The organism is Dechloromonas denitrificans (genome assembly GCF_001551835.1).
Classification (GTDB): domain Bacteria; phylum Pseudomonadota; class Gammaproteobacteria; order Burkholderiales; family Rhodocyclaceae; genus Azonexus; species Azonexus denitrificans.
On sequence record NZ_LODL01000021.1, the window covers coordinates 381,996 to 401,152 of the forward strand.

Here is a 19,157-nt window from a genome sequence, read left to right on the forward strand (position 1 = left end):
CCGGCCGGAGCCGGGTAAATCAACGCAAATCAGCGGTGCCGGCTGCCGCTGCGATGTTGCTGCGGCCCACCCGGTTTTTGTGGTGCTTTTTGCCCTTGCGGCCGCCCGGGCTGCGGTTTGCGCGCGCCACGCGGCGGCTGCACCGGACGCGGTGCGGCAGTGGCCGATTGTTCGAAGCCGGGAATCACGACACGTTCCAGCGAGCGCTTGATCAGCTTTTCGATATCGCGCAGATTGGGGCGTTCATCGTGGCAGACCAGCGAGATCGCCTCGCCTTCCATGCCGGCCCGGCCGGTCCGGCCGATACGGTGCACATAATCTTCGGCCACGTTCGGCAACTCGTAATTGATGACGTAAGGCAGCGCGTCGATGTCGATACCGCGGGCCGCGATGTCGGTCGCCACCAGCGCCACCAGCTTGCCGTCCTTGAAATCGGTCAGGGCGCGGGTGCGGGCGCCCTGCGACTTGTCGCCGTGGATCGCAGCCGACTTGATGCCGGCCTTGTCCAGCGTCCGGGCCAGCGCATCGGCGCCGTGCTTGGTGCGGGCGAAGACCAGCACCTGATGCCAGCCGCGCGTCTCGAACAGGTGACAGAGCAGTTCCTTCTTCTTTTCGCGGTCGGTTTCGATGACGCGCTGGGTCACCGTCTCGGCTGCCGTATTGCGTGCCGCAACATCGACCGAAGCCGGGTTATGCAGCAGGCCGCCGGCCAGTTCGCGGATTTCCGGCGAGAAGGTGGCCGAGAACATCAGGTTCTGCCGCTGCTTCGGCAACAGCGCGATGATCTTGCGGATGTCGCGGATGAAGCCCATGTCGAGCATGCGGTCGGCTTCGTCGAGGACGAAAATCTCGATGGCGGAGAGGTCGACCGTCCGCTGCTGCACGTGGTCGAGCAGACGGCCCGGCGTCGCGACCAGGATATCGACACCGCGACGCAGGTTGGCGATCTGCGGATTGATGCCGACGCCGCCGAAGACGGCCAGCGAGTTGATCGGCAGATGCTTGCCATAGGTACGCACGCTTTCCTCGACCTGAATGGCCAGTTCGCGCGTCGGCGTCAGGACCAGCACGCGCGGCGTCTTGGAAACGCGGGTCAGGCGGTCGTTCGGGCCGCTGGCCAGGCGATGCAGGATGGGCAGCGTGAAACCGGCGGTCTTGCCGGTGCCGGTCTGCGCCGTGGCCATCAGGTCGCGGCCGGTCATCACGGCCGGAATGGCCTGTTGCTGGATCGGGGTCGGGGTGTCGTAACCCTGCTCGCTGACGGCGCGCAGGATTTCGGCCTTGAGGCCGAGATCGGTAAATTGCATGGGAACTCCTGGAACGTAGCGCAAGGCCTTGCGTGCGGACACAAACCAGTCGAGGCAAGGCGAAGAAACGTTTAAGCGGGGACAACCCCGGTCTTGGCCGGGACTGACTCCGGCAGGGAAGAGCGAGATTTTAACACAGACGACCAGCCCCTCTCGGGCTCAATGGACGCCTTCGATGTAGTAGTCGATGCGGCCGCGTGGCGCCAGGTATTCGACCACCTCGACCGGCAGCTTGGCCGGGCTGATCGCCGCCTCGATGGTGGACTCGGTCTCGCGCAGATCGAGCAGCAAGGCCTCGTTGCGCGGCACACTGGCATCGTAGAGCATGATCAGCGGGTGCAACAGGTCGCCGCTGTTGGTTTCGACGACCAGGCCGACGCTGCCGTCGCTCAAGGCGACAAAACAGCCCGGCGGATAGACGCCGACCGCCTTGACGAACAGTTGCAGCAGCTCCGGATCGTAATTGTCCTTCTCCTGCCTGAACATGAAGGAGACGGCTTCCGACGGTGTCTTCGCCGTCTTCAGGTCGAACGGATTGCACAGGTTGTCGTAACGGTTGGCAATCGCCGCGATGCGCGCCAGTCGGGGAATCTTGGCGCCGGCCAGATGATTCGGGAAACCCTTGCCGTCCCAGCGCTCATGGTGACAGGCGATAACGTTCTTGACCGGCACCGGCAGCTCGCCGAGCTTCGCCACATGCTTGATGCCGTAGCCAACATGCGCCTGGTAAAACTGCTCCTCGGCCGCCGTACGCTGCGAATTGCGCAGCACCCGGGTCGGTACGTCGATCTTGCCGAGATCGTGGAACATGCAACCCAGCCCGAGCCAGCGCATCTCTTCCTCACCCAGTTGCGCCGCCTTGCCGAGCAGCAGCGACAGCACGACGACGTTCATCGCATGATGGGCCAGCCCCGGCTCCTTGACCTTCATGTTGACCAGATGCACGGCGACACTTTCGGCATTGAGCAGAGAACCGACCAGGCGGCCGACCGCCGATTTGGCGCGGCCGTAGGATTCAGCGGGGCGCGCTCCCAGGTCGCGCAGGATCTCGCCGATCCCTGTTGCCTCCTGCTCGAACAGCCGCTCGCTGCGCGCCAGGCCTTCGCGCTGCTGGCGCACCCGCGCGCTGCGCTCGCGCTTGGCGTCGAGCATCGAGGTCAGCACGGTGGACGAGAAATCGATCTCCTCCTCAGCCTCCCGGTCGGTCGTTTCCGGCAAGGGCTGAACCGTACTGCGCGCCGGATCCCACTCGACCTCTTTCAAGCCTAGACTGCGCAGAACCTTGATCTGTTCCTCATCGGCCAGACGAAAGCGGTTGAGCAAAAATGGATGATCGAGCCAGCCCAACTCACTGATCGAGATGAAAATCCCGGGCTGCAGCCGGTCGACCGAAAGCTTGTGTTTCATCCACCGATCAGCGACAGACCGCGCTCGAGGTCAGCTTGCAGGTCTTCCACCGCTTCGAGGCCGACTGCAATGCGCAGCAGGCCGTCGCTGATGCCGGCCGCGGCCCGGGCTTCCGGGGAAATGCGGCCATGCGTGGTGGAGGCAGGATGGGTAATGGTGGTCTTGGTATCGCCGAGATTGGCGGTAATCGACAGCAGTTGGCAGTTATCGACAACCTGCCAGGCTTGCTCGCGAGCGCCCTTCACTTCGAAGGAAACGATGGCCCCGCCGGATTTCTGCTGGGTCTTGGCCAGTTCGTACTGCGGGTGGGACGGCAGGCCGGGGTAGAAAACGCGCGCCACCTTGGGGTGGGCTTCCAGCCAGCTCGCCAGTTGCAGCGCGTTGGCAGCCTGGGCCTCGATCCGGATCTTCAGCGTTTCCAGGCCCTTGAGCAAGACCCAGGCATTGAAGGCGGACAGCGTCGGACCGGCCGTGCGCAGGTATTTGAAAACTTCCTCGGTCAGCTTCTTCGAACCGCAGACCGCGCCACCCAGCACGCGGCCTTGGCCGTCGAGATACTTGGTCGCCGAGTGGATGACCAGATCGGCCCCCATGTCGAGCGGACGTTGCAGGATCGGCGTGCAGAAGCAGTTATCGACCGCGACCAGAATGCCGCGGGCGTGGGCGACTGCGGTCAACGCCCGAATATCGGCAATTTCGGTCAGCGGGTTGGACGGGGTTTCCAGGAAAAAGAGCTTCGTTTCCGGGCGGATCGCTGCCTCCCAGGCCGACGGATCGGTCTGCGACACGAAGCTGGTGCTGATCCCGGTGCGTGACAGGATGTTGGAAAAAAGGTTGATGGTGGCGCCGAACAGGCCGCTAGAGGCGACGATGTGATCGCCGTTCTGCAGATGGGCCAGCACCGCCGCCATGATCGCCGCCATGCCGCTGGCCGTGGCGACGCAATCCTCGGCGCCTTCCAGCGCAGCGAGACGCTTTTCGAACATGCTCACCGTCGGATTGGAAAAACGGGCGTAGACGTTGCCCTCCTCCTCACCGGAAAAACGCTTGGCCGCCTGGGCGGCACTCTTGAAGACGAAACTGGAAGTCAGATACAGCGCTTCGGAATGCTCGCCAAACTGGCTGCGCTCCTGCCCGGCCCGCACGGCCAGGGTTTCAGGACGGTAGTTGGGCCGCTCGCTCATCAGTCCTGCCCCGGCGCCAGGCCAAGTACCAGTTGCTGCGAAGCCTTGCCATCGCCATCGTCGTCATTGCCCTTGCTCGCCTTGCCGCCGCGCTTGCCCTCGACGGCATCGAGGTAATACTCGTCGATGTCACCGGTGATGTAGCAACCGTCGAAGCAGGAGGCATCGAAAACGGTCAGGTCGGCGCGGATCGAGGTGATCGACTGCTTCAGCGCCTCGAGGTCTTGATAGACCAGCGCATCGGCGCCGATTTCCTCGGCAATGCCGGCATCGTCACGACCGGTGGCGATCAGCTCGGAACGGGTCGGCATGTCGATGCCGTACACATTCGGGAAACGTACCGGCGGCGCCGCCGAGGCGAAGTAAACCTTGACCGCACCGGCGGCCCGGGCCATTTCGACGATTTCCCGGCTGGTCGTGCCGCGCACGATGGAGTCATCGACCAGCAGGACGCGCTTGCCCTTGAACTCCTGGCCGACCGTGTTCAGCTTCTGGCGCACCGACTTCTTGCGCATCGACTGGCCCGGCATGATGAAGGTCCGGCCGACATAACGGTTCTTGACGAAACCCTCGCGGAACGGGATGCCCAGCGCCTGCGCCAGTTGCATGGCGGATGGCCGGCTGGAGTCCGGAATCGGGATGACGACATCGATCTCTTCGACCGGGATGTGCTTCTTGACCTTCTCGGCGAGCAATTCGCCCATCGCCAAACGCGATTCGTAAACTGAAACGCCATCGATCACCGAATCGGGACGGGCCAGATAGACGTACTCGAAAATACACGGTGCGTAGGTCGGCTGCTGCGCACACTGGCGACTGTGCAACTGGTGGTTGAGGTCGATGAAGACTGCCTCGCCCGGCTCGATGTCGCGCACGATCTGGAAACCCAGCGTATCCAGCGCCACCGACTCGGAAGCGACCAGATACTCCATGCCGTCCGGCGTTTCGTTCTGGCCATAGACCAGGGGCCGGATGCCATACGGGTCGCGGAAGGCGAGCAGGCCGTAACCGGCAATCAGCGCCACCACGGCGTAGGCGCCGCGACAACGACGATGCACTCCGGCTACCGCCTGGAAGATGCTGTCCACGTCCAGTTCATAACCGTGCGAGGCCGACTGCAGTTCGTGGGCCAGCACGTTGAGCAGGACTTCGGAATCGGAATTGGTGTTGATGTGACGGCGGTCGAGCCGGAACATCTCGCCCTTCAACTGTTCAGCATTGGTCAGGTTGCCGTTATGGCCGAGCACGATGCCGAACGGCGAATTGACGTAGAAGGGCTGCGATTCGGCAAAGTTGTAGGCCGAACCGGCAGTCGGGTAACGGACATGGCCGATCCCCCAGTTGCCTGGCAGGGCGCGCATGTTGCGGGTACGGAACACGTCGCGTACCAGCCCCGGCCCCTTGTGCAGATGGAACGTATTGCCCTCCGCCGTTGCAATCCCCGCTGCATCCTGGCCACGGTGCTGGAGCACCATCAGGCCATCATAAAGCAACTGGTTAACCGGCGACGTCGCCATCACACCGAGAATCCCGCACATAGTTTCTTCCTGCCTAGCTGAATCGAATTCGTTTTGCCAAATCGTCCGGCAGCCAGGGTTTGACTGCCAGCACGGCTGTTTCCAAAGGCGGTGCCAGCGTTGCATCCCGCCACCAGGCCTGCTTGGGTGCGGCCGTCATGCCGCCCAGCCCAACCAGAACCATAGTGACCAGCACGCCACGCAGCAGGCCAAAGACCATTCCCAACAGACGATCCGAGACGGACAGGCCCAAGGCCTTGACCATACTGCGCACCGCCATGCGTACCAGCGACATCGCCACCAGAACGCCGACAAAAATCAACACACAACCGGCCAACATGCGCATGGCCGGATCGGCGATGCCGCCAAATACCGCCTGCCCGACCTGGCCGCCAAATTCCAGCGCCGCGAAAACCGCCAACACCCAAGCGATCAGCGCGATGATTTCGCCGACCACGCCACGCCACAAGCCGAACAGCAAGGACAGCCCGACGATGCCGATCACGACGTAGTCAAACCACGTCATTGCTTAGCCGTCACCACTCCGGAAACGCCGATGCGCTGCATCTTTTCCAGCGCCTTGTCGGCCGCTTCGCGGCTGGCGAACGGGCCGGCCCGGACGCGCGTCTTCTTGCCCTGAGGCGTCTCGAGCGGCTCGCTGTAGGTCTTGATGCCCTGCTCACCGAGCTTGGTTTTCAGATTCTTGACATTCGCTTCATTGGAGAAGGCGCCGATCAGTACCAGGTATTCGCCGGACTTGACGGCCGGCTTGGCCTCGGCGCCCTGGCCGGCGAGAATCGCGGCGGCACGCTTGGCGTCGTCGGGCTTCGCCACCGGCTTTTCGACGGGCTTCTCAGCCGGTTTTTCCGGTTTGGCTGCCGGCTTTTCCGCCGGTTTTTCGACCTTGGCCAGTGGCTTTTCCGTGGCCTTTTCGACCGGTTTATCCTTGGCCACCTCAACGACGCGGGCCGAGGGTGCGACCGCCACCTTCGGTTCGACCAGCGCGGCGACAGGCGCTTCGACCGGAGGCGAAACAACGGGTTTTTCGCTGGCTTTTTCGACCGGCGCCGCGGCAAATTTCGGTGCGAACGGCTTTTCATCCTGGCCCGGAATACGGATTTCGACATCCGGCACGACCTGCCGCGGCTCGTGATCCATCACCATGGGCAGGACAACGGCAACCACGGAGACGAAGGCGACCGCGCCTACCAGCCTGCGACGGGCGCGTTTTTTGAGTTGCAACTGGGCGTCGTTATCTTGCATGAACTAGGATTTTTTCCGTAGCGCAACAAGCGCCCCGGCCACCGTATAGAACGATCCAAAGGCGAGAATTCTATCACTTTCAGCAGCTTGCCCCTTGGCTGCCTGCATGGCGACCTCGGCTGACGGGTAGCAAACGACCTCGCCGCCCAGCCCGGCGGCGCTGATGATGCCGGCCAGCGTCTCGGCACTGGTGCCGCGCGGACCGTCCAGCGTCGCGAGGTGCCAGGTATCGACCTTGCCCTTCAGTGCCTGCAGCGCGCCGGCAATATCCTTGTCGTTAAGCATGCCGAGCACGACATGGGTGCGGTTGAAGAAGCCCATGCTCGACAGGTTGTCGGCCAGCACCTTGATGGCCTGTGGATTGTGTCCGACATCCAGCACGATGGCCGGTTTGCCGGGAATCACCTGGAAGCGCCCGGACAGTTCGGTTTCGATCAGGCCAGGACGAATCGCCTGCATGGTGACCGGCAGACGATCACCGATCGCATCGAGCGCCGCCAGCACCACACTCGCGTTATAGAGCTGGATCGGACCGCGCAACCCGGGATAGGCCAGCGCCCGTTTCAGCACCTGCTGACCGCTACGGCACCACCAGCGCCACTGCAGCCGATTCTCGTTGGTTTCCGCACTCGGCCGTTCGAAGCCGAAGTCGCGGCCAATCAGGCGCAGGTCGGCACCGATCGCTGCCGCATGATCGAGCAGGCTTTGCGGCGGATTCGGGTCGGCACAGAGGGCTGGCTTGCCGGCACGATAGATACCGGCCTTTTCGAAGCCAATGCTTTCCCGGTCCGGCCCCAGCCAGTCGGTATGATCGAGGGCGATAGTGGTGACGATGGAAACATCCGGTTCGTAGGCGTTGACCGCATCCAGCCGCCCACCCAGCCCGACTTCGAGGATTGCCGCCTCGACGCCGGCTGCGGCAAAGACCTCCCAGGCGGCCAGCGTGCCGAATTCGAAATAGGTCAGCGCGACGTCGCCGGCTTGCTGGCGAGCCGCTTCGACCCGGGCAAAGGCCGCGCACAGAGCCTCATCGCTAACCGAGCGGCCATTCAGCCGAACCCGCTCGTTATAGGCGAGCAGGTGCGGCGAGGTGTAGCAGCCGACCTTGTAGCCGGCACGATCGATGATGTTTTCGAGGTAGGCGCAGGTCGAGCCCTTGCCGTTGGTACCGCCGACAATGATCACCGGGCAATGCTGCGTTTGCCCGAGCACATCCTTGACCCGGCGAATGCGGTCGAGGCCCAGCTCGATGCCAGCCTGCCCCTTGGGGTGCAGCCCTTCGAGGTGGGCCAGCCAGTCTTCGATATTTTTCAAGCGGCGGCGGGCAGTTTTTGCAGCAGGGCCAGCACGCGGGCAACCTGGTCGCGCAGTTCGCGCCGGTCGACGATCATGTCGATGGCCCCCTTCTCGAGCAGGAACTCGGAACGCTGGAAGCCTTCCGGCAGGGTTTCGCGCACGGTCTGTTCAATGACGCGCGGCCCGGCAAAGCCGATCAGCGCCTTCGGCTCGGCGATCACCACATCGCCAACGAAGGCGAAGGAGGCCGAAACGCCACCCATGGTCGGGTCGGTCAGAATGGAGATGAACGGCATGCCGACCTCGGACAGCTTGGTCAGCGCGGCGGTCGTCTTCGCCATCTGCATCAGCGAAAACAGGCCTTCCTGCATGCGGGCGCCGCCGGAAGCGGTGATGCAGATAAAGGGCATTTTCTGCTCGACTGCCGTCTGCACACCCCTGACAAAGCGCTCGCCGAGCACCGAGCCCATCGAACCGCCCATGAAATCGAATTCGAAAGCGGCGGCAACGACCGGCATGGTCTTGATGGAGCCTTGCAGGCAAACCAGCGAATCACTCTCGCCCGTCGACTCGTTGGCTTCCATCAGGCGATCCGGGTACTTCTTGGAATCCTTGAACTTCAGGCTGTCGACCGGCAGAACTTCGGCGCCGATCTCGAAACGGCCTTCGCCATCCAGCAACAAATCGAGACGCTGCCGCGAGTTCAGGCGATTGTGGTGGCCGCACTTCGGGCAAACCTGCAGGTTGTTTTCCAGATCTGTGGCGTAAAGCACCGCCTCGCAGGACGGGCACTTGCTCCACAGGCCTTCCGGCAGCGTGCCGCGGCGCTGGACACCCTGTTCGCGCTTGATCTTGGGGGGCAGAAGCTTGGTCAGCCAACTCATTGTTTCACCTCATCTACGCCACGACGAATATCCGCGACCAAGGCTTTCACATTGGCACAGGCGGTTTCGGTGGTGGATTTTTCAATTTCTTCAATAATCCTGCTGCCGACGACGACGGCATCTGCTATCGCGGCGATACGGGCTGCGGTCGACGCGTCCCGGATGCCAAAACCGACGCCGACCGGCAAACCGGTCTTTTCGCGGATCAGCGGCAGGCGCTCGGCCACCGCCTCGACATTCAGGGCGCCGGAACCGGTCACCCCGGCCAGCGAAACGTAATAGACATAGCCGCTGGCGATCCCGGCAACCTGCTCGATGCGTTCGACGGTGGACGTCGGGGCGAGCAGGAAGATCGGATCCATGCCGTGCGCCTTCATCGCCGCGCCGAAGCTTTCCGCCTCTTCCGGCGGATAGTCGACCACCAGCACGCCATCGACGCCCGACTGGGCGGCCTTCTCGGCAAAGCGTTCCAGTCCCATCGCCTCGATCGGATTGGCGTAGCCCATCAGCACGACCGGCGTCTTGTCGTCAACCGTGCGGAAGGCGGCGACCAGTTGCAGCACCTTGCGCAGCGTCATGCCCTTGGCCAGGGCGCGCTCGGAAGCGCGCTGAATGGTCGGACCATCGGCCATCGGGTCGGAGAACGGCACGCCGAGTTCGATGACGTCGGCACCGGCTTCGACCAGCGTATGCATCAGCGGCAGGGTCAGCGCGGCGTCGGGGTCGCCGGCAGTGATGAAGGGAATCAACGCCTTGCGGCCTTCGCCGTTGAGGCGATCAAAAGCGGATTTGATACGCGACATCAGAAGACGATCCCGGATTTTTCGGCCACGGTATGCATGTCCTTGTCACCCCGGCCGGAGAGGTTGACCAGCAGAATCTTGTCCTTCGGCAGCGTCGGCGCCAGCTTCGCGGCGTAAGCCAGGGCATGACTGGATTCGAGCGCCGGGATGATGCCTTCGAGACGGCACAGGTTGTGGAAGGCCTCGAGCGCCTCGGCGTCGTTGATCGGGACGTATTCGGCACGCCCGAGATCCTTCAACCAAGCATGTTCCGGGCCGACGCCGGGGTAATCGAGACCGGCCGAGATCGAATGCGTCTCAATGATCTGACCATCTTCATCCTGCAGCAGATAGGTGCGGTTGCCATGCAGCACCCCCGGCACGCCGGCAGTCAACGAGGCAGCATGGCGGCCGGTTTCGACGCCGTCACCCGCCGCTTCGACGCCGATCAGGCGAACGCCCTCGACATTGATATAAGGGTAGAAGATACCCATCGCGTTCGAACCGCCGCCGACCGCAGCAATTACCGCATCCGGCTGGCGACCGGCCATTTCCGGCATCTGGGTCAGGCATTCCTCGCCGATCACCTTCTGGAAATCGCGGACCAGCATCGGGTACGGGTGCGGCCCGGCGACCGTACCGATAATGTAGAAAGTATTGTGGATGTTGGTCACCCAGTCGCGCATCGCTTCGTTCAGCGCATCCTTCAGCGTCTTCGAACCGGATTCGACCGGTACCACAGTGGCACCGAGCAGCTTCATGCGATAGACGTTGGCCGCCTGGCGCTTGACGTCCTCGCTGCCCATGTAGACCACGCATTCCATGCCGTAGCGGGCGGCGACGGTGGCCGTCGCGACGCCGTGCTGGCCGGCGCCGGTCTCGGCGATGACGCGCGGCTTGCCCATGCGCTTGGCCAACATGGCTTGGCCGATGCAGTTGTTCACCTTGTGGGCGCCGGTATGGTTGAGGTCTTCCCGCTTCAGGTAGATCTGGGCACCGCCGAGCAGGTCGGACCAGCGCTTGGCATGGTAGATCGGCGATGGACGGCCGACGAAGTGCTTCAGCTCGTATTCGTATTCGGCACGGAAAGCCGGATCGACCTGAGCTGCGGCATAGGCAGCCTTCAGCTCATCGAGCGCGCCAAACAGCGTCTCGGCGACAAAAACACCGCCGTAGGGACCAAAATGGCCCTTGGCATCGGGGAAGTTATATTGATTCATCGGCTTTCCGTACAGCCGCCACAAAGGCAGCGATTTTCGAGTGATCCTTGATTCCCTTGCTCATTTCGACGCCGGACGACACGTCAACCGCCACCGGCCGAACGCGCCGGATGGCCTCGCCGACATTGCCTGCGGTCAACCCGCCCGACAACACCAAAAACGCCGGGAGCGCCGGCGGAATCAGCGTCCAGTCGAAGACATGGCCACCGCCACCGTAGCCCTCGACGAAGGCATCGAGCAACAAACCCCGGGCTTCGGGAAACGAGCGGCCGAATTCTACCAGATCGAGCCCCGGCCTCACCCGCGCCGCCCGCAGATACGGTCGGGCGAACTGCCGGCAATAGGCCGCATCCTCGTCACCGTGAAACTGCAGGACATTGATCGGCAGCGCGCCACAGGTCGCCTGCACGACCTCGGGCGCAGCATTGACGAAGAGGCCGACAATATCGACAAAGGGCGGAATCCGCTTGGCCAGTTCAGCCGCCCGCTGCGGCGTCACGTAACGCGGACTGGACGGATAGAAGACAAAGCCGATCGCGTCGGCACCTGCCGCCACCGCGGCGTCGACATCAGCTTCACGGGTCAGGCCGCAGATCTTGATTCGGGTCTTCACTTCAGCATTCCATCGAGAAAGTCGTCATCCGGGTCCGGTAAAGCCCACTGCGGCTCATAGAGCGGCCCGCGAAAGTAGAGGCCATCCGGCGAAAAAGTCGGCGCCGCCAGCTTGCGATCCCTGGCCAGCAGCAATTCGTCAACCCAGCCTGGCGGCTGCGCTCCCTTGCCAATGTAGACCAGCGTGCCGACCAGATTGCGCACCATGTGATGCAGAAACGCCGTCGCCTCGAAATCGAAGACAAACATGCCGCCGCACTGGCGAACCTCGGCCCGCGAGAGCGTTTTGACTGGTGTCTTGGCCTGGCACTCGGCCGCCCGGAAAGCTGAGAAATCGTGCTCGCCGAGCAGTCGACCGGCGGCATCCTGCATCAGCGCCAGATCGAGCGCTCCATGAAACCAGCCGACCCGGCCCTGCCACAAGCCAGGCCGCTGCGGCCGATTGAGCAACAGATAGCGGTAACGCCGCCCGCGCGCACTGAAGCGGGCGTGAAACTCGTCGCTCACCGGTTGCGCCCAGCGCACGGCAACCCCCTCCGGCAGATGCGAATTGACCCCGCGTACCCAAGCTGTCAGCGGCCGCTCAACCGGCGTGTCGAAGTGCACGACTTGCTGGCTGGCATGCACCCCGGCATCGGTCCGTCCGGCACACACCACGCCAACCTTGCGACCGGCAATTGCCTGCAGTGCAAATTCAAGCGAATCCTGGACGGTTTTGCCCTGCGCCTGGCTCTGCCAGCCGCGAAAACCCGTGCCGCAATATTCCAGCCCCAAGGCAACTCTCACAGCAGCAGACCTCCCAACACAATCATGGCGATGATTATCAGCAGCAGCGTATCCGCCATTTTCCAATGAGGCATCGCCACGCGAACACTATCCGGACCATCGACAAAACGCGCTTCACCAACCAGCATTTTTTTCCATGCCCCTTTTTCATGTTCGGTCTGCAAATTTTCCAGCACCAGCGACAGACGGATAACCAGGCGCCCGGTATCCAGACCCAAGCAGCGCAAGGGGTACAACACTCCCCACAAGCCGCCAAGCAAGCCATCCCGCCCAAGGCGAACGAAGAGCCAGGCGAGCAGCGCCAACATGGCAAGGAGGCGCACGGCCTGCAGGTTGGCCTCGGCCATGCCTTCGTAAGTCGGCGCCCAGGAAAAATCACGCAAGGCCTCGCCCGGCGTGTTGAAGGCGACAATCAACCACAAACTGAGCAATAGCCAGCGGGCACGCCGAACATAACCCAGCCAGGGCCGGCAAATGGCTGGCGTGCTAAAAACGGCCGCAGCAAGCATCAACCCCAAGCCCGGGTAGTCGAGATACTGGATCGCGACGATGCCCGCCAACCAGAGCACCAAGGCCGCAGAAGGATGCAAATCAGACTCCCAAAATGCACACAGCCCCTTGCGGGGCCATGTGCCGATCACATGCCGGGATTTTACTCGCCTATTCGGCCGAGAATCGCACGCGCCTGCTCGACGAGATCGACCGGCCCTTCGCCGACAACCTCTTGCAGCAACTCGCGCGCCCCTTCCAGATCGCCCATTTCCTCATAGGCCTTGGCCAGGTCGAGCTTGGTATTCACCTCTTCCCACTGCGAATCGCGCGCCGGCTCGGCGAGCGCCTCGGCGAATGACTCGGCGAGCGGCTCCGGCATCACCGTCGTTGCGGCAAGCCCGGCCATCTCCGACTCAGCCGGAACCGGCTCGGAGGCAAGATCAAGGTTGATTGAGCCGATATCGAAATCCGGCTGCACCATCGGCTGGCCGAGGAAAACCGAGTCCGTCAGACTGACGTCGAATTCCAGCGAATCGGCATCCAATCCCCCCGGGCTGACCGAAGTCGCCGCCAATTCCGGATGATCAAATTCAAATTCTTCGGACGGGATCGGCAAGGGATTGAGCACCGTTGCGGTCGACTCGTTTTCCAGCACCGAATTGACCATGGTCTGCGTTGCCGGCGAATCGATATCGAGATCAAAATCGACCATCGGTTCTTCTTCCACCGGCGGCTCGGGAGTTTCTGCCTCATCGGTCGAGTCGGAAATGGCATTGACACCGACCAAGGTCGACACCGCCGAGTCCATTTCCGAATCCGCCTCCAAAGGCATGACCATCGTCCCCTCCGGTGAAAAGTCCGGCGCGGCATCCTGCTCATCGGGCTCAACGGCCTCGGCCTGGGCCGACCCGCCAAGGTCGAAATCCACCGCATCGACCGCCAGGTCATCCGCCTCGACATGCAATTCGCCGACCGGCGACTCTTCAGCCACCTCGGCAACCGGCACAGCGGCGCCCAAGTCAAAATCGAGGGCATTCGACTCTGCAAAATCCATCGTCTCGATGTAGGGCTCTTCAAAAACTGCCGGCGCTTCGCCAGCGCCCTTCTCCGGCGGCTCTGCAGCTTGCGCCTCAGGCAGAATCTCCGGCAAACCGAGATCGAAATCGAGGCTCATCGCATCGCTGGCCGGCTCTTCCGCCTCGACCGGTTCAGCGGCATCCGAAAGCTCAGGCGGCGCGGACAACACCTGCGTGTCCGCCGCCAGCTCAAGCTGCTGCTCTTCCGGCAAGCTGGCCATCTCGGCCAACTGGGACAGAGTACCGGGCATAGCAACCGTGGCCCGCCCCAGATCTTCGCTCGAAACGATCATCGTGGCATCAGGGTTGAAGGCCGCCACAGGTGCCGCCTGCACCCCGGAGTAAAGAGGGTTGGCGGGGTCCAAGCCCGCCCCCAGAGCGGCCACTTTTTCCCATTCCGGGCCAGCCCCGCCGGTTTGCGCATACAACTCGCTGGCCAGTGTTTCGAACTGCTTCAGGCTCTTCCGGTTGGCGTATATCTCGAGCAGCTTGGCGTGAATTGCCGTGCGCTGCGGATCTTTCTGCAGCGCCTCGAGAAGAATCTCCTCGGCCTGCGTATCCCGCCCATAGGCCATGTAAACATCGGCCTCAGCTACCGGATCGACTTCGTCGGTATCGATCGTTCCCGGCCCGGTCTGACTGAAGTCGCCGGTTTGCGGCGGCGTATTGCCGGTATCGACGCTTTGCCCGCCGGTCATCCGGAACACCGAATTCGGCCCAAGGCTCGACGGACCGGGAGCCGCCGTCGTTTCGAGGGATGAACTCTGCTCGCGCCGACGCTTGAACATGAAGTAGCCGGCCAGCAAGGCCAGAATGCCGGCACCGCCCGCCAACGGCAGCGGATCGCTCAACAAGCCATCGATCAGGCTGGGCTCCTCGGGTTCGGGCAACGGCGCCGGCGCCGGCTTTTTCTCTGGGGGCGGAGGCGGCGGCTTGACCGGCTCCGGCGGTTTAACCTCGGCCGTTTTCACCTCTTCGACCGGCTTGGTAGCCTCTACAGGCTTCACCGGCTCGGCTTCCTTGACCGGCTCGGCAAGCTTTGGCAGCTCGGGCGCCTTAACAGGCTCAACCGGTTTGGCCGGCTCGACCGGCTTGACCTCATCTTTCTTCGTCGCAGACTGTTGTTGCAGCTCGGCCAGTTTCTGGGTTTTCATCTCAACGAGTTTCTGCAACTCGCCGACGTTTTTCTCAAGCAAGGCCAGACGATCCTGGGCCTCCTTCAGGGCCTTGTCCTTGGCAATCTGGTCCGCTTCGTTAAGCGCACCAGCCTTGCCTGCCCCCCCCTTGGTCGCGACTTCGGTCTTGGCAATCTTGACCTGATCCTTCGACTGATCAGCGGGCGCGGCCTTTTCTTCAACCTTTGCCGTAATCTTGCCCGAAGCGACCTGGCTGGCAGACTCTTCGCGTGCCGGCGCCTTGGCACTGGTCGCCGCCAGCTTCTGGCGATAGGCGTTCCAGTCGCCAGCCTGGGTGACATATACCTTTTTCGCCTCGGCGTCCGAAACCGCCTCGACCGCAGCCTGGTCAGGAATCCCCAGAATCGCCCCCGCCTTCAGGCGATTGATATTTTTGCCGATAAAGGCATCCGGGTTGCTCTGAAACAAACCGACCAGCATCTGCTCGAGAGAAACACCATCGTATTTTGTCTCGCTGGCGATCTTGCGCAGGGTTTCACCCGGCTGAACAACACGAGAACCGCTTGCCTCAGTCTTTTTCGGTTCAGCAGGCACCTTGGCCGCTGCCGGCTGACGCGGCGCGCTGCGCGTTACGGCCGGCTGGCTGCTGCCAGCACCGCCGCCCCGTACCGTTTCGACGACTTTGGCCTCGGCAACCGAGACCTGGCCGCCGGTTCCCTTTGCGGCAATTTCGGGAGGATCGAGCAAAAAAGTGTATTCACGAACCAGGCGTCCCGACGGCCAGTTCAACTCAACCAGGAAATCGAGAAACGGCTCGTTAACGGGCTTGACCGAAGTAACTTTGACAATCGATTGACCATTTGCCCGCTTTTCGACCACAAAGCGCAAATCGGTCAAAGCCGAGGCGTAATCAACACCGGCCTGCTTGAAGGCATCGACGGGAGCCAGTCGCGCTGTCATGCCCGCCAGTTCGTCACGACTCGCCCCGATTTCAAGTTCGGCCCGCAAGAGCTGTCCCAGACCGGAGTAAACCGTGAGTTTCCCCAGGCCGGCGGCCTCGGCAACCCATGGCGCGAGTGACAGACAGGAGGCCACCGCAAGGGCGGCTGCACGTTTCTTGAACTGGGAGCGATTAGTTTCGGTCACGTCGAAACCCTGAGCGTTAAATTTTGGGACTTTCAAATTAACATCATGGACTTAGCAATGCAAGCTAAACCCGCTTCTCATTACTCAGCCATTGGCATATTCCCAACAAATGAAAAACGGGGCAAAAGCCCCGTTTTTCCGATAAAAATCAACAATCAGGCATCAAGCAGGATGCGCAGCATACGGCGCAGTGGCTCGGCCGCGCCCCACAGCAGTTGGTCACCGCAGGTAAAGGCGGCCAGGTATTCCGGACCCATCACCATCTTGTGCAAACGGCCGACCGGCACAGTCAGCGTACCGGTCACGGCGGCCGGCGTCAGTTCGCGCTCGGATATCTCGCGATCGTTCGGTACGACCTTGGCCCACGGATTGGCCTTGGCCAGCATGTCGGAAATCTCATCCAGCGGCACATCCTTCTTCAGCTTGATGGTCAGCGCCTGGCTGTGGCAGCGCATGGCGCCGATGCGCACGCACAGGCCGTCGATGGGGATCGAACCGGCTGAACGGAAAGCAGGCTTGCCGAGGATCTTGTTGCATTCGGCGCCACCCTTCCACTCTTCCTTCGACTGGCCGTTTTCGTAAGGCACGTCGATCCACGGAATCAGCGAACCGGCGAGCGGCGTGTTGCGGAAGTTCTTCTTCGGGAAGGCGTCGGAACGGATGGTTTCGGCCACCTTGCGGTCGATGTCGAGAATCGCTGAAGCCGGATCGGCAAGCAGATCGGCGACCGACGCGTGGATGGCGCCCATCTGCGAAATCAGCTCGCGCATGTTCTGTGCGCCGGCGCCGGAGGCTGCCTGATAGGTCATCGAGGTCGCCCATTCGATCAGGTCGTTCTGGAACAGGCCACCGAGGCCCATCAGCATCAGCGACACCGTGCAGTTGCCGCCGATCCAGTTCTTGCCGCCCTTGGCCAGCGCGTCCTTGATGACGTGCATGTTGACCGGGTCGAGTACGATAACGGCATCATCGGCCATGCGCAGCGACGAAGCGGCATCGATCCAGTGGCCGTTCCAGCCGGCGGCGCGCAGCTTGGGGAAGACTTCCTTGGTGTAGTCACCGCCCTGGCAGGTGATGATGATTTCGCAGGCTTTCAGCGCATCGATGTTGGAAGCATCCTGCAGCGGTAGCGAGGCTTCCTTGCCACCGAACAGCGGCGCCTTGCCGCCGGCGGCGGAGGTGGAGAAATACACCGGATCGATATGGGCGAAATCGCCCTCTTCGACCATGCGTTGCATCAGCACGGAACCAACCATGCCACGCCAACCGACCAGACCAACCTTCTTCATGACTTACTCTCCGAATAGAACCTGTATTTAACGCACGAACCTGCTGTTCGGTTTACGCCAGCGCGGCGAGTACCGCATCGCCCATTTCACGGGTACCGACCTTATTGGTGCCGCGCTCGTAGATATCGCCGGTCCGATAGCCTTGGGCCAAGACCTTTTTGACCGCGTTTTCGACGCGCAGTGCCTGCTCTTCAAGGCCGAAGGTATAGCGCAGCATCATTGCTGCCGACAGGATGGTGGCCAGCGGATTGGCCACACCCAGGCCGGCGATGTCCGGCGCCGAGCCGTGCGATGGCTCGTAGAGACCCTTGTTCTTGTCGTCCAGCGAGGCAGACGGCAGCATGCCGATCGAGCCGGTCAGCATCGAGGCTTCGTCGGACAGAATATCGCCGAACATGTTGCCGGTCACCATCACGTCGAACTGTTTGGGTGCCTTGACCAGTTGCATCGCTGCATTGTCAACCAACATGTGGCTGAGTTCGACATCCGGGTAATCATGGGCGATCTCGATCATCACGTCGCGCCAGAGCTGGGTGCATTCGAGCACGTTCATCTTGTCGACCGAGCACAACTTCTTGTTACGCTTCTGGGCCGCCTGGAAGGCAACATGGCCGATGCGGCGAATTTCCGACTCGCTATAGACCATGGTGTTGAAACCGACGCGCTCGCCGTTTTCCTCACGCACACCGCGCGGCTGGCCGAAGTAGATGTCGCCGGTCAACTCGCGGACGATCAGAATATCCAGCCCGGCGACGACTTCCGGCTTCAGGGTCGAGGCGTTGGCCAGTTCCGGGTACAGGATAGCCGGACGCAGGTTGGCGAACAGGTTCAGATCCTTGCGAATACCGAGCAGGCCGCGTTCCGGGCGCTTTTCGCGGGGCAGGCTATCCCACTGCGGGCCACCGACGGCACCGAGCAGCACGGCATCGGCTTCACGGGCCAGCTTCTGGGTGGCTTCCGGATAGGGGTTGCCGGTCGCGTCGACCGCGCCACCACCCAACAGCGCCTCTTCCATCTCGAACTTGAGGTCGAGGGAATTCAGTACACGCACTGCCTGCGCAGTGATTTCTGGACCAATGCCGTCACCCGGCAGAACACAAATCTTCATCGCTTTTCCTTGTTACGCAAACAGCCAGGGCTGGTTGATACGGCGCTTTTCTTCAAACTCACGAATTTTCTCGGCATGGCGCAGGGTCAGGCCGATATCGTCCCAACCGTTCAGCAGACATTCCTTGCGGAAGGCATCGATCTGGAACGGAATACCGTGGCCGTCCGGACGAATCACCGCCTGCGCCTGCAGGTCTACCACCAGCTTGTAGCCGGGCGTGGCTTCCACCTGCTGGAACAGTGCCTCTATTTCAGCAGCCGGCAGCACGATCGGCACGATGCCATTCTTGAAGCAGTTATTGAAGAAAATATCGGCAAACGACTCGGCGATGATCGCCTTGAAGCCAAAGTCGAGCAGCGCCCATGGAGCGTGTTCGCGCGAGCTGCCGCAACCGAAATTGGCACGGGTCAGCAGCACCTGGGCACCTTGATAGCGCGGCTGGTTGAGCACGAAATTCGGATTCTTCGGCCGCCCGGAATTATCCTGACCAGGCTGGCCGACATCCATGTAACGCCATTCATCGAAGGCATTCGGGCCGAAGCCGGAACGCTTGATCGATTTCAGGAACTGCTTGGGGATGATCGCATCGGTATCGACGTTGTTACGATCGAGCGGAGCGACCAGACCTTCGAGACGGGTAAATTTTTCCATG

Annotated in this window: 17 protein-coding genes; all 17 read right to left on the reverse strand. The window is 62.1% G+C overall.

What is annotated here, in order from left to right; genetic code table 11:
* Window positions 1-29 precede the first annotated feature (29 nt).
* Window positions 30-1,307 (reverse strand): DEAD/DEAH box helicase, encoded by a 1,278-nt coding sequence (locus tag AT959_RS12885; protein WP_083518393.1) that lies wholly within the window; start codon window positions 1,305-1,307, stop codon window positions 30-32.
* Window positions 1,308-1,466: 159 nt separating this feature from the next.
* Window positions 1,467-2,714 carry an HD-GYP domain-containing protein gene (locus tag AT959_RS12890; protein ID WP_066883698.1) on the reverse strand — a complete coding sequence of 416 codons (1,248 nt, stop codon included), beginning with the start codon at window positions 2,712-2,714 and terminating at the stop codon, window positions 1,467-1,469.
* Window positions 2,711-3,898: an O-succinylhomoserine sulfhydrylase gene (locus AT959_RS12895; RefSeq protein ID WP_066883700.1), complete on the reverse strand. Its 1,188-nt coding sequence runs from the start codon at window positions 3,896-3,898 to the stop codon at window positions 2,711-2,713. The genes AT959_RS12890 and AT959_RS12895 overlap by 4 nt, the downstream gene beginning before the upstream one ends.
* Complete coding sequence (purF, locus tag AT959_RS12900) at window positions 3,898-5,436, reverse strand: amidophosphoribosyltransferase (RefSeq protein WP_066883702.1); 1,539 nt, start codon at window positions 5,434-5,436, stop codon at window positions 3,898-3,900. Before purF ends, AT959_RS12895 begins: the two co-directional genes overlap by 1 nt.
* A 13-nt stretch (window positions 5,437-5,449) precedes the next feature.
* Window positions 5,450-5,920 (reverse strand): CvpA family protein, encoded by a 471-nt coding sequence (locus AT959_RS12905; RefSeq protein WP_240481830.1) that lies wholly within the window; start codon window positions 5,918-5,920, stop codon window positions 5,450-5,452.
* A gap of 17 nt (window positions 5,921-5,937) precedes the next feature.
* Window positions 5,938-6,678, reverse strand: coding sequence for an SPOR domain-containing protein (locus AT959_RS22015; protein WP_066883706.1), 741 nt, complete (start codon window positions 6,676-6,678; stop codon window positions 5,938-5,940).
* A gap of 3 nt (window positions 6,679-6,681) precedes the next feature.
* Entirely contained in the window at window positions 6,682-7,992 is a 1,311-nt protein-coding gene (folC, locus tag AT959_RS12915) for a bifunctional tetrahydrofolate synthase/dihydrofolate synthase (protein ID WP_066883708.1), read from the reverse strand.
* Complete coding sequence (gene accD, locus AT959_RS12920) at window positions 7,989-8,858, reverse strand: acetyl-CoA carboxylase, carboxyltransferase subunit beta (RefSeq protein WP_066883710.1); 870 nt, start codon at window positions 8,856-8,858, stop codon at window positions 7,989-7,991. The genes folC and accD overlap by 4 nt, the downstream gene beginning before the upstream one ends.
* Complete coding sequence (gene trpA / locus AT959_RS12925) at window positions 8,855-9,661, reverse strand: tryptophan synthase subunit alpha (RefSeq protein ID WP_066883712.1); 807 nt, start codon at window positions 9,659-9,661, stop codon at window positions 8,855-8,857. Before trpA ends, accD begins: the two co-directional genes overlap by 4 nt.
* Complete coding sequence (gene trpB / locus AT959_RS12930; RefSeq protein ID WP_066883714.1) at window positions 9,661-10,860, reverse strand: tryptophan synthase subunit beta; 1,200 nt, start codon at window positions 10,858-10,860, stop codon at window positions 9,661-9,663. The genes trpA and trpB overlap by 1 nt, the downstream gene beginning before the upstream one ends.
* The gene (locus AT959_RS12935) at window positions 10,847-11,473 is read right to left on the reverse strand and encodes a phosphoribosylanthranilate isomerase (RefSeq protein ID WP_066883716.1); all 627 of its coding nucleotides are present in this window, start codon (window positions 11,471-11,473) and stop codon (window positions 10,847-10,849) included. The genes trpB and AT959_RS12935 overlap by 14 nt, the downstream gene beginning before the upstream one ends.
* Window positions 11,470-12,258, reverse strand: a complete 789-nt coding sequence (gene truA / locus AT959_RS12940; RefSeq protein ID WP_066883718.1) for a tRNA pseudouridine(38-40) synthase TruA — start codon at window positions 12,256-12,258, stop codon at window positions 11,470-11,472. Before truA ends, AT959_RS12935 begins: the two co-directional genes overlap by 4 nt.
* The gene (locus tag AT959_RS12945; RefSeq protein WP_157651299.1) at window positions 12,255-12,899 is read right to left on the reverse strand and encodes a CbiQ family ECF transporter T component; all 645 of its coding nucleotides are present in this window, start codon (window positions 12,897-12,899) and stop codon (window positions 12,255-12,257) included. Before AT959_RS12945 ends, truA begins: the two co-directional genes overlap by 4 nt.
* An 11-nt stretch (window positions 12,900-12,910) precedes the next feature.
* Complete coding sequence (locus tag AT959_RS12950) at window positions 12,911-16,108, reverse strand: motility hub landmark protein FimV (RefSeq protein ID WP_157651300.1); 3,198 nt, start codon at window positions 16,106-16,108, stop codon at window positions 12,911-12,913.
* Between the two features lie 155 nt (window positions 16,109-16,263).
* Complete coding sequence (asd, locus tag AT959_RS12955; protein WP_066883726.1) at window positions 16,264-17,397, reverse strand: aspartate-semialdehyde dehydrogenase; 1,134 nt, start codon at window positions 17,395-17,397, stop codon at window positions 16,264-16,266.
* A gap of 52 nt (window positions 17,398-17,449) precedes the next feature.
* Window positions 17,450-18,505, reverse strand: a complete 1,056-nt coding sequence (leuB, locus tag AT959_RS12960; RefSeq protein ID WP_066883728.1) for a 3-isopropylmalate dehydrogenase — start codon at window positions 18,503-18,505, stop codon at window positions 17,450-17,452.
* 12 nt (window positions 18,506-18,517) lie between these two features.
* Window positions 18,518-19,156 (reverse strand): 3-isopropylmalate dehydratase small subunit, encoded by a 639-nt coding sequence (leuD, locus tag AT959_RS12965; protein ID WP_066883730.1) that lies wholly within the window; start codon window positions 19,154-19,156, stop codon window positions 18,518-18,520.
* Between the last annotated feature and the right edge of the window lies 1 nt (window position 19,157).

Excerpts from the sequence above, each read along its gene's own strand:
- AT959_RS12895 (WP_066883700.1), bottom strand. The coding sequence starts at position 3,898 with ATGAGCGAGCGGCCCAACTACCGTCCTGAAACCCTGGCCGTGCGGGCC.
- purF (WP_066883702.1), bottom strand. The coding sequence starts at position 5,436 with ATGTGCGGGATTCTCGGTGTGATGGCGACGTCGCCGGTTAACCAGTTG.
- leuD (WP_066883730.1), bottom strand. The coding sequence starts at position 19,156 with ATGGAAAAATTTACCCGTCTCGAAGGTCTGGTCGCTCCGCTCGATCGT.
- asd (WP_066883726.1), bottom strand. The coding sequence starts at position 17,397 with ATGAAGAAGGTTGGTCTGGTCGGTTGGCGTGGCATGGTTGGTTCCGTG.
- AT959_RS12885 (WP_083518393.1), bottom strand. The coding sequence starts at position 1,307 with ATGCAATTTACCGATCTCGGCCTCAAGGCCGAAATCCTGCGCGCCGTC.
- trpB (WP_066883714.1), bottom strand. The coding sequence starts at position 10,860 with ATGAATCAATATAACTTCCCCGATGCCAAGGGCCATTTTGGTCCCTAC.
- AT959_RS22015 (WP_066883706.1), bottom strand. The coding sequence starts at position 6,678 with ATGCAAGATAACGACGCCCAGTTGCAACTCAAAAAACGCGCCCGTCGC.
- trpA (WP_066883712.1), bottom strand. The coding sequence starts at position 9,661 with ATGTCGCGTATCAAATCCGCTTTTGATCGCCTCAACGGCGAAGGCCGC.
- AT959_RS12890 (WP_066883698.1), bottom strand. The coding sequence starts at position 2,714 with ATGAAACACAAGCTTTCGGTCGACCGGCTGCAGCCCGGGATTTTCATC.
- accD (WP_066883710.1), bottom strand. The coding sequence starts at position 8,858 with ATGAGTTGGCTGACCAAGCTTCTGCCCCCCAAGATCAAGCGCGAACAG.
- leuB (WP_066883728.1), bottom strand. The coding sequence starts at position 18,505 with ATGAAGATTTGTGTTCTGCCGGGTGACGGCATTGGTCCAGAAATCACT.